Origin of the sequence: Streptomyces endophyticus, from assembly GCF_035798155.1 — a bacterium.
Lineage (GTDB): Bacteria > Actinomycetota > Actinomycetes > Streptomycetales > Streptomycetaceae > Streptomyces > Streptomyces endophyticus.
On sequence record NZ_JAOZYC010000056.1, the window covers coordinates 1 to 1,726 of the forward strand.

The 1,726-nt window shown below is 72.3% G+C and carries 2 protein-coding genes and 1 pseudogene; 2 read left to right on the forward strand and 1 reads right to left on the reverse strand.

Annotation, left to right across the window (positions count from 1 at the left end; translation table 11 throughout):
- Positions 1-373, reverse strand: a pseudogene (locus tag OKJ99_RS07900) (putative protein N(5)-glutamine methyltransferase); the annotation flags it as partial.
- Between the two features lie 270 nt (positions 374-643).
- On the opposite strand from OKJ99_RS07900, the gene OKJ99_RS07905 reads away from it, so the two are divergent.
- Both OKJ99_RS07905 and OKJ99_RS07910 read left to right on the forward strand, forming a co-directional pair.
- Positions 644-1,369 carry a 2OG-Fe(II) oxygenase gene (locus OKJ99_RS07905; RefSeq protein WP_326015107.1) on the forward strand — a complete coding sequence of 242 codons (726 nt, stop codon included), beginning with the start codon at positions 644-646 and terminating at the stop codon, positions 1,367-1,369.
- Positions 1,370-1,466: 97 nt separating this feature from the next.
- Positions 1,467-1,726, forward strand: a 260-nt coding sequence (locus OKJ99_RS07910) for an SPFH domain-containing protein (RefSeq protein ID WP_326015108.1), incomplete at its 3' end; no start/stop codon positions are given.

The following is a 1,726-nucleotide window of genomic DNA, read 5'->3' on the forward strand; positions in this document are numbered from 1 at the left end:
GGGCCGGGGCGCGGGCGGCCAGGACGGCGGCCACGGCGCCCGTGCCGCAGCACAGGTCGACGACGACGGCGTCGGGCGGCGTGCGGGTGAGGGCCTCGCGGGCCAGGAATTCGGTGCGGCGGCGCGGCACGAAGACGTTGGGGTCGACGGCGACCCGCAGCCCGCAGAACTCGGCCCAGCCGACGACGTGTTCCAGGGGCAGCCCGCTCGCGCGGCGCTCGACCAGGGCCGCCAGTTCGGCGGCGTCGCGGGCGGTGGACAGCAGGATGCGCGCCTCGTCCTCGGCGAAGACGCAGCCGGCGGCGCGCAGGGACTCGACCACGGAGGTGGAATCGAGCGGAAGGGGTGAGCTCGGCGACGGGGAAAGCGGCATAAGGGGGTGGCCTCTCGGGATGCCGAGGGGGCTCCCGGTCACCGGACGGCCGTGGCCTCGCTCAGCGCGAGCGGGGCGTACGGCGCGAGAAGGGAGCTCCCGACCTGACACAACGGTGATCGGACTCACCTCCTCGTTCCCTCGCGGTGCTGCACGGAGCCGACACATTACCGCACCGAACACCGCGTCCGATTGCCGCCAGCACACCGCGCGGGAGCCGACGAGGCTGGTGTCCTGGCCAATACCTCCCACCTACGGAGATGCACAGCGATGACCGGCACCACCACCGCCCCGCACGCGCGCGTGGAGGCCCTCGACTGGGCCGCCCTGAGCGCGGAACTCGACGCGTTCGGCCATGCCCTCACACCTGAGCCGGTGCTCACCGCCGACGAGTGCCGGTCCGTCGCCGGGCTCTACGACGACGTGCACCGGTTCCGGTCGACGATCGACATGGAGCGCTACCGGTTCGGCCGCGGCCAGTACCGCTACTTCGATCACCCGCTGCCCGAGCTCGTCCAGGAGCTGCGCGCGGCGTTCTATCCGCGGCTGCTGCCCGTCGCCCGGGAGTGGGCGCGGCGCCTGAACAGGACCGCTCCGTGGCCGGAGACCCTCGACGGCTGGCTCGACCGGTGCCACGCGGCGGGCCAGACGCGGCCGACGCCGATCCTGCTGCGCTACGGGCCCGGCGACTGGAACGCACTGCACCGTGACATCTATGGCCAGTTGGTGTTCCCGCTGCAGGTCGTGATCGGCCTGGACGAGCCGGGCGGCGACTTCACCGGCGGTGAGTTCCTGATGACCGAGCAGCGGGCGCGCGCCCAGTCGCGCGGCTACTCGACCACGCTGCTCCAGGGGCACGCCCTGGTGTTCACGACGCGTGACCGGCCGGTGCGCTCGGTGCGCGGCTGGTCGAACGGCCCGATGCGGCACGGCGTGAGCACGGTCCGCTCGGGTCGGCGCCACACCTTGGGGCTCGTCCTCCACGACGCGGAATGAGCGGTGGCCGGATGGACCGGGCGCCCCCCTCGACTGCACCGGCAGACCGGGCATATCGTTGATTAAGCGGAGGACTAGGACACCTGGGGGTGTCGTCATGGTCCAGGAACTCGCGATCGCGGGCGTGGCGCTGGTGTGTGTCCTGCTGGTGTACGCGGCGGCCGCGGCCCGTGTGGTGAAGCAGTACGAGCGCGGGGTCGTGTTCCGCCTCGGGCGGCTGGCCGGAAGCGTGCGCGAGCCGGGGTTCACGATGGTCGTGCCGATGATCGACCGGCTGCGCAAGGTCAACATGCAGATCGTGACGATGCCGGTGCCCGCGCAGGACGGCATCACGCGGGACAACGTCACGGTGCGGGT

Excerpts from the sequence above, each read along its gene's own strand:
- OKJ99_RS07905 (WP_326015107.1), top strand. The coding sequence starts at position 644 with ATGACCGGCACCACCACCGCCCCGCACGCGCGCGTGGAGGCCCTCGAC.